Origin of the sequence: Xanthomonas sp. D-99 (genome assembly GCF_017746145.1) — a bacterium.
GTDB lineage: Bacteria > Pseudomonadota > Gammaproteobacteria > Xanthomonadales > Xanthomonadaceae > Xanthomonas > Xanthomonas cissicola.
In genome coordinates, this window is the sequence record NZ_JAGHWU010000085.1 from 1 (window position 1) to 8277 (window position 8277).

Annotated in this window: 3 protein-coding genes and 2 pseudogenes; 3 read left to right on the forward strand and 2 right to left on the reverse strand. The window is 63.1% G+C overall.

All coding sequences use genetic code 11. The annotated features are described in order from the left end of the window. Nucleotides 1-363 precede the first annotated feature (363 nt). Complete coding sequence (locus tag J7360_RS19890) at nucleotides 364-1644, forward strand: dicarboxylate/amino acid:cation symporter (protein ID WP_022558578.1); 1281 nt, start codon at nucleotides 364-366, stop codon at nucleotides 1642-1644. A 201-nt stretch (nucleotides 1645-1845) separates the two neighbouring features. After that, nucleotides 1846-3846: a transketolase gene (gene tkt / locus J7360_RS19895; RefSeq protein ID WP_209034608.1), complete on the forward strand. Its 2001-nt coding sequence runs from the start codon at nucleotides 1846-1848 to the stop codon at nucleotides 3844-3846. Between the two features lie 246 nt (nucleotides 3847-4092). On the opposite strand, the pseudogene J7360_RS19900 reads toward tkt, so the two are convergent. Continuing rightward, a pseudogene (locus J7360_RS19900) lies at nucleotides 4093-5025 on the reverse strand (alpha/beta hydrolase); the annotation flags it as partial. 314 nt (nucleotides 5026-5339) lie between these two features. Between J7360_RS19900 and fhuE the strand changes: the two are divergent. Further along, nucleotides 5340-7520, forward strand: a complete 2181-nt coding sequence (fhuE, locus tag J7360_RS19905; RefSeq protein WP_209034610.1) for a ferric-rhodotorulic acid/ferric-coprogen receptor FhuE — start codon at nucleotides 5340-5342, stop codon at nucleotides 7518-7520. Nucleotides 7521-7995: 475 nt separating this feature from the next. Here fhuE and J7360_RS19910 read toward each other — a convergent pair. Beyond that, a pseudogene (locus J7360_RS19910) lies at nucleotides 7996-8256 on the reverse strand (M23 family metallopeptidase); the annotation flags it as partial. Nucleotides 8257-8277 lie beyond the last annotated feature (21 nt).

Here is an 8277-nt window from a genome sequence, read left to right on the forward strand (position 1 = left end):
GAAATTCCGAAGTTCCAAAAGCCACTCTTCGGAACGACGCCACCTTCCGCCCTGTCAGGTCTCGTTGTTCAGACCTTCCCTAGGGACGGTTTCACGGCGTGTCCGGCGACGGCGAGGCACCGCGCACCCGCCGCGCCAGGCTTTCGACCTGAGGCATCTGACGACATATGAGCGCCGCTACGAGATTTCCGTGCCGCACACAGGTGCCGAACAGTCTGGCGGATTGCCAGTTCCAACGCCTGCATGACCCAACATCGAGAGGACCCCTACGCGCAGGCAGATGCCTGGGCGACTCCCGGGTAGGTGGCCGCATCCATGGCGTTTGTTAAGCTCCGGTCTTTGTGTCCACCAAGGCCTGACCAGATGACAGCATCCCCAGCCGCGCGCCGCCCGGGCCTGCCCCTGCATTGGAAGATGGGCATTGGCTTTGCCGTTGGCCTGTTGCTGGGTCTGGCTGTCTACTACCTGGCCGGCAGCGACGCCGAGTGGGTGCGTCTGGCGACCAAGTACGTCACCACGCCGTTTTCGCAGGTCTTCCTCAATCTGATCTTCATGCTGATCGTGCCGCTGCTGTTCTCGGCGCTGGTCATGGGTATTTCCGAAATGGGCGACATCCGCGCGCTCGGGCGGGTGGGGTGGCGCACCCTGGGCTATACCGTGGTGTTGTCCGGTGTGGCGGTGTTGCTGGGGTTGGTGCTGGTCAACGTGCTCAAGCCCGGCGCGGGGGTGGACCCGCAACTGGCCAACCAGCTGATCCAGGAAAACGCCGAGCGCACCCGCGAGATCATTTCCAGCTCCGACACGCAGCCGCAGGGCATGGACATGCTGCTGTCGATCGTCCCCAGCAACGTGATTGCCGCGGCATCGAGCAATGGCGCGATTCTGTCGCTGATGTTCTTTGCGGTGATGTTCGGCGTGGGCATGGTGCTGACCGAAGACGAAAAGGTCGCCACGTTGCGGCGCGGCATCGAGGGGGTCTTCGAGATCTCGATGACCTTGATCGGGCTGGTGATCCGTCTGGCGCCGTACGCGGTGGCGTGCTTCATGTTCAACCTGGCCGCGCTGTTCGGCTTCGATCTGCTGATTCGTCTGGGCGCCTATGTGGGCGTGGTGGTGCTGGCGCTGGGCCTGCACATGGTGGTCAGTTACGGCATTGCGGTGAAATTCGCCGGACGCTCACCGCTGGGCTTTTTCCGCCAGACCCAGGAAGCGACGGTGATGGCGTTCTCGACCGCCTCCAGCAACGCGACCCTGCCAACGGCGCTACGTGTGGCCGACGAGATGGGCCTGCCGCCGCGCGTGTCGCGTTTCGTGCTGACTGTAGGCGCCACCGCCAACCAGAACGGCACCGCACTCTTCGAAGGCGTCACGGTGATCTTCCTGGCGCAGTTCTTCAACGTGGACCTGAGCCTGGGCCAGCAATTCATGGTGATGCTGGTCTGCATCCTGGGCGGGATCGGCACGGCTGGCGTGCCGTCCGGCTCGCTGCCGGTGGTGGCGCTGATCTGCGCGATGGTCGGGGTCAACCCGGTGGGTATCGGCATGATCCTGGGCGTCAACCACTTTCTGGACATGTGCCGCACGGCGCTGAACGTGACCGGCGATCTGGCGCTGACGACCTTGGTGGCCAAGGGCGAGGAATAGGGAATCGGGAGTCGGGAATGGGTAAAGCGGGCTGGTGCGAGGGTGAGGCGCGAGCCAGGGTGGCGCGAAGCTGAGTCCATCGACCAACTCGCAACGCTGCATCCGATTCCCCATTCCCGACTCCCGATTCCCGTAACGCTGTGTATGGGAGAATAGGCGCCTCCGCTTCCAGCGGTGTTCCCTCCGCTTCCATAGACGCCCATGACCCAGCCCACCCGCCGCCAGCTGGCCAACGCCATCCGTTTTCTTGCCGCAGACGCGGTCGAAGCCGCCAAGTCCGGTCATCCCGGCATGCCGATGGGCATGGCCGATATCGCCGAAGTGCTGTGGAACGACTTCTACCGGCATAACCCGAACAATCCGCAGTGGTTCAACCGCGACCGTTTCGTGCTGTCCAACGGGCATGGGTCGATGCTGCAGTACGCGCTACTGCACCTGTCCGGCTACGACCTGCCGATCGAACAGCTCAAGCAGTTCCGCCAGCTGCACAGCAAGACCGCCGGTCACCCCGAGCGCAGCGAAACTCCCGGCGTTGAGACCACCACCGGCCCGCTCGGGCAGGGCTTTGCCAATGCGGTGGGCTTTGCACTGGCCGAGAAGTTGCTGGCGCAGCGCTACAACCGCCCGGAGCTGGAAATCGTCGATCACCGCACCTGGGTGTTCATGGGCGACGGCTGCCTGATGGAAGGCATTTCGCACGAAGCGGCGTCGCTGGCCGGTACCTGGGGCCTGGGCAAGCTGGTGGCGTTCTGGGACAACAACCAGATTTCCATCGACGGCAATACGGCCGGCTGGTTCAGCGACGACACCCCGGCGCGTTTCGAGGCCTATGGCTGGCACGTGATCCGCGATGTGGACGGGCATGACGCCGACAAGATCAAGGCCGCCATCGAGACGGCGCTTGAAAATACCGACAAGCCCACGCTGATCTGCTGCCGCACCAAGATCGGCTTCGGTGCGCCGACCAAGGCCGGCAAGGAGTCCTCGCATGGCGCTCCGCTGGGCAAGGACGAACTGGAAGGCGCGCGCAAGGCGTTGGAATGGCCGTACGGCCCGTTCGAAATTCCCGAAGAGATCTACGCCGGCTGGCGTGCCGGCGGCACCGGTACCTTGCGTCAGGCCGAATGGGAACAGCTGTTCGACAAGTACGCCAAACAGTACGCCAGCGAAGCCGACGAGCTGACCCGTCGCTCGCACGGTGAGTTGCCGGCCGACTTCATCGCCAAGGCCGATGCCTACATCGCCAAGGCGCAGGAAGAGGGCCAGACCATCGCCTCGCGCAAGGCCTCGCAGCTGGCGATCGAAGCGTTCGCGCCCCTATTGCCGGAATTGATCGGTGGCTCGGCCGATCTGGCGCATTCCAACCTGACCTTGTGGAAGGCCAGCAAGTCGGTCGCCACCGACGACCCGGACGCCAACTACGTGTATTACGGCGTGCGCGAGTTCGGCATGACCGCCATTGCCAACGGTCTGGCGCTGCACTGCGGATTCATTCCGTTCGACGCCACCTTCCTGGTGTTCAGCGATTACGCCCGCAATGGCGTGCGCATGAGCGCGCTGAACCCGGCGCATGCGATTCATGTGTACACGCATGACTCGATCGGCCTGGGCGAAGACGGCCCGACCCATCAGCCGGTGGAGCACCTGGCCTCGCTGCGCTACATCCCCAACAACGATGTGTGGCGCCCGGGCGATGCGGTGGAATCGGCAGTGAGCTGGAAGGCGGCCATCACCCGCAAGGACGGCCCGAGCTGCCTGATCTTCAGCCGCCAGAACCTGCAGCATCAGCCGCGCAGCGCCGAGCAGATCAAGTTGATCGAACGCGGTGGCTACGTACTGGCCGATGCCGAAGGCGGTACGCCGGACGTGATCCTGATCGCCACCGGTTCGGAAGTCGGTCTGGCAGTGGAAGCCAAGAAGACGCTGGATGCGGCCGGCCTCAAGACGCGCGTGGTGTCGATGCCGTCGACCGATGTGTTCGATCGCCAGGACGCTGCGTACCGTGAGTCGGTGCTGCCGAACGCCGTGCGCAAGCGCGTGGCGGTGGAAGCGGGCGTGACCGGCTTCTGGCGCAAGTACGTGGGCCTGGATGGCGATGTCGTCGGCATCGACACCTTCGGTGCCTCGGCGCCGGCCGACCAGTTGTATGCGTACTTCAAGATCACCGCAGAGCACGTGGTGGCCGCAGCGAAGGCGCTGTAACGCCTTGCGTGGTGCTTGAAAGAAAAAGCCGGCGAAAGCCGGCTTTTTGTTGGATCCCGTGAGCGATGCGCGGTCGGTCATCGTTCAACGGACGCCTTGCGTGTTTCAGTGCGCGTCGTTGGCCAGCGCCGCTGCGCGGATCCTGGTCAGCACCTTCAGCTGTGCGTCCATCATCGGCGGATTGGGATCGTGTCCTGTGCGTGGCAGCAGGAGAAATTCCTTGCTCGGTGCAGAAAGACCATCGAAATAGGCGTTGCTGATTTGCGCCGGAGTGACCAGATCCTGTTCGCCCTGAATCAGATAGACCGGCATGGCGAACTGCGGCCCGAGTGTGCGCAGATCGATCTGCGGGCCCATGCCGTCGCCTGCCAGCCCGACGAACTGCAGGAAGGAATAGTCTTCCCCGGCCTCATAGGCTGCGCGGTAGTCGGGCGTGTCGTACTCCGCCGCGAAGGTAAACCAGTCTTCCGGCGCCGGGTCGGTACTCAAGGCTTCGTATCTGCGCGTCAGGCGTCTCAGGACTCCGAAGTTGCGTGGGTTTGTCCATGGCGGCGGGCCGATCTTCTCCAGCTTGCCGATCGCATCCGCATCGCTGGCTGCGCGGGCCAGGCTCAGCGTCTTGGCGTAGCTCGACGCCATGTCGTCCTGATAATTGACCAGTTGCGCCGTGCCGACATAAGCGTGGAACAGGTTCGGATTTGCCTTGGCGATAGTGACGGACAGTGCCGAGCCCCACGACCCGCCCATCAGGATGAGCTTGGGTTTGCCCAGCCGTTGCGAGGCATAGCGTGCGACCTCGCTGCCGTCCAGGGTCAGCCGCTGCATGGTCAGCGGCTCGCCGTCGGCAGGCTTGCTTGCCGCGTAGGTCTTGCCGGAGCCGCGTTGGTCCCACTGCACGATGGTGAAATCGCGCGTCCAGCTGCCGAACAGGCGATGCGCGAACGGCGTGTTGGGGTTGCCCGGCCCGCCATGGACGATCAGCACCACGGGATTGCGGCAGTCCTGGCCCTCGATCGTGACCCATTGCTGGATGCCTCCGATCTGCACAAGACCCGCCTCGTGTACGGCATTGCCGGGGACCCGGCAAGCGTCATTCAACGGCGTTTTTCCAGGCTCCGCAGCACGCACTGCCGGCGCGCACACCAGCAGTAGTGCGATAGCTACCCAGCATTTTGTCATGTGATTCCCGTCGTAGCGCGTTCCGTCATTGCATCAGCCACCTGTTCAGCAGCAGCTCCCGCTCCGAGTGTCGCGCCCATGCGAGTTAGGCTGAAATGGCTGCGGTTGGACCGGGAGTTGCAAAACACGCTTCCATCTGAGGTAGCGCTCGCTTGTGGCAAGCGGTGCCAAATAAATGCCAATCCGGCTATTTAAAATGTGAATCATTCCCATTAAAATGGTGCGCTGCCGCGGTTGCGTGGCGCGTCCTCCCCTTTGTTCGCCGTCCGGCGCTGCCGTGATGGATGCCCTCGACTGTCTGTGCCGGAGCTGTGATGAATCGTCCTACCGTAATGCGTCTCCTTCCCATTGCGCTGCGCCCGCGCGCGTTGTCGCATGCGGTGTTTGCCGCGCTGTGCACCTTGTCGGCAGGGCAGGCGTTGGCCGAGACGCCGGCCGGCGACGCGGAGGTCACCACCCTGGATCGGCTCAATGTGCAGGGCGAGCAGGTCAAGGGCTACACGGTGGAAAAAACCTCCGCCGGGACGCGCATGAACCTGGCGCTGCGCGAGATTCCGCAATCGGTCACCGTGATCACCCGCGAGCGCATGGACGACCAGAACCTGCAGAGCATCACCGACGTGCTCAATAACGTCACGGGCATCTCCGCTTCGCAGAATGACAGCGAACGGTTGGACTTCTATGCGCGTGGTTTCTACATCGACAACTACCAATTCGATGGCATCCCGGCCTACATGGAGCAGGCGTGGAGCTACGGCGATTCGGCGCTGGACCTGGCGTTGTACGACCGCGTGGAAGTGGTGCGCGGTGCGACCGGTCTGCTGACCGGCTCGGGCAACCCGTCGGCCTCGATCAATCTGGTGCGCAAGCATGCAGTGAGCCGCAACTTCACCGGCGCCGTGTCGGTGGGCGGCGGCGACTTCAACAAGACCCGCAGCGTGGCCGATGTCACCGTGCCGCTGAGCCCTGAAGGTACCGTGCGCGCACGCGTGGTAGGCGTGTATCAGGACGGCGAATCGGACATGGATCGCTACAATCTGCGCAAGAAGATCGGCTCGGCGATCATCGATGCCGACCTCACCGAGAGCACGCTGTTGAGCGTGGGCTACGAGTACCAGAAGAAGGAATCGGACGATGTCACCTGGGGCGGCTTCCCGCTGTTCTACAGCGATGGCACGCGTACCGACTACAAGCGCTCGTTCAATCAGGCGGCCGACTGGACGTTCTGGGACACGCGTCTGCAGCGCACCTTCGCCAGCCTGCAGCAGAGCTTCGACAGCGGCTGGACCCTCAAGGCCAATGTGAGCCACGAAAAGACCGAAGCGACGAACCACCTGTTCTATCCGTACTACACGATCTTTGGTTTCGACCGCACCACCGGCGGTGGCGTGGTGCCGTATTCGGGCAACTACCAGACCGAGCGCAAGGCCGATGGTGCCGATGTCTATGCGGAAGGTCCGTTCCAGCTGTTCGGCCGCGAGCATCAGCTGGTGGCCGGCGCCAGCTACAACCGCCGCGAGTACGTCAATAACGGTACCTTCGACTTCCCAGCACCGCTGGACAGCTACCTGGGCTGGAACGGCGCGTACCCGGAGCCCAATTGGAGCCCGCGCACGGTACAGAGCGAAGGCACCGTCACGCAGAAAGCCGCATACGTGGCTGCACGGTTCTCGCTGGCCGATCCGCTGACCTTGCTGGTGGGCGCGCGCTATACCGATTGGCAGATTGATGGCCGTAACGCCGGGACCCAGGGGCTTGTGCCGTTCTCCGACTCCCAGACCGAAGTCACTCCATACGCCGGACTGGTCTACGACATCGACGATGTCTGGTCGACCTACGTCAGCTACACCGAGATCTTCAATCCGCAGACCTTGCGCGATGCCACTGGCGGCTACCTGGATCCGTTGAGTGGCAAGGGCTACGAAGCTGGCGTCAAGGCGGCCTGGTTCGATGATCAGCTCAATGCCTCGCTGGCCCTGTTCCGCATCGAGCAGGACAACCTGGGTGTGGCGACGAGCACCCTGGTGCCGGGCAGCAGCGATTTTGCCTACGTCGCTGCCAACGGTGTGGTCAGCGAAGGCTTCGATTTCGAACTCTCCGGCCGCCTGGCCCAGGGCTGGAACGCGACCTTGGGCGCCTCGCACTACACCGCACGCGACGACAGCGGTGCCTCGATCAACACGCAACTGCCGCGCACCACCATCAAGCTGTTCAGTAGCTACACCCCGCAGGGCGCGTGGAGCGATCTGACCGTCGGTGGTGGGGTCAACTGGCAGAACCGTTCGTACTATGTGGACCCTGTGTATGGCACTTTCCAGCAGAGCGCGTATGCACTGGTCAGCGCATTTGCGCGCTATCGCCTGTCGCCGCAGTTCTCGGTGCAGCTCAACATCGATAACTTGCTCGACAAGCGTTACTACGCGCAGTTCAACAATGGCTATGGCGCGTGGGGCGCATCGCGCAACGGCATGCTGACCTTCAACTACACGTTCTGATCTGAAGCGACATCGGGCGTTTGCAACGCTCGCTGCGATTGCGCTAGGGCACAGGCATCTTGCGAAAGGTGCCTGTGCTTTTTCGTATTCCGATTTTCAGCCGACTGCAGGAAATCGCGCTGCCGAACAGGGACGTTCGTCAGCCGCGCTGAGTGCGCAAACCGGCACGTCATGCATGGAGACATCAATTGTCGTGAGGTAGCTTGCTGCGTCATCGAGTCGACCGGCATGCGATGCACTCAACATCAGCGCCGCACATGTGCTGCGAAGTACACAATGCAAAGGGCTCGCTGTGCATGACTGCGGATCGGCGCAGCACGCTGCGCCGATGTACGTGCTGCTTATCGCAAAAGCGGTTGCAGATGCGGTCCCATCACTTCTGCCATCCAGGCCCCGCAGGCGCGCACGCGTTGCGGCCGATGGCGGCGCTGAGCCACAGGCGCAGGCCCTAGCCAGACCCACTGGTGCGACTGCTTCATTGCAGGGGTTGGTCCCCATGCAATACCGGATAGGGGTTGAGCGCCTCGCCTTTCCACCACTGTTTTTCCGGCCCCAGCCGATGGATCTCGAAGTGCAGATGCGGTGCGGCGGGATTGGCGTTGCCGGTGCTGCCGACATAGCCGATGACCTGGCCACGCTTGATCGATTGCTTCTCCGCCAGGCCGTCGGCATAGCGCTCCAGGTGCGCGTAGTAATAGCAGTATTTGCCGCCGGGCTCGAACTGGTAGACGGTCAGGTGGTAATCCCCCCACTTTTA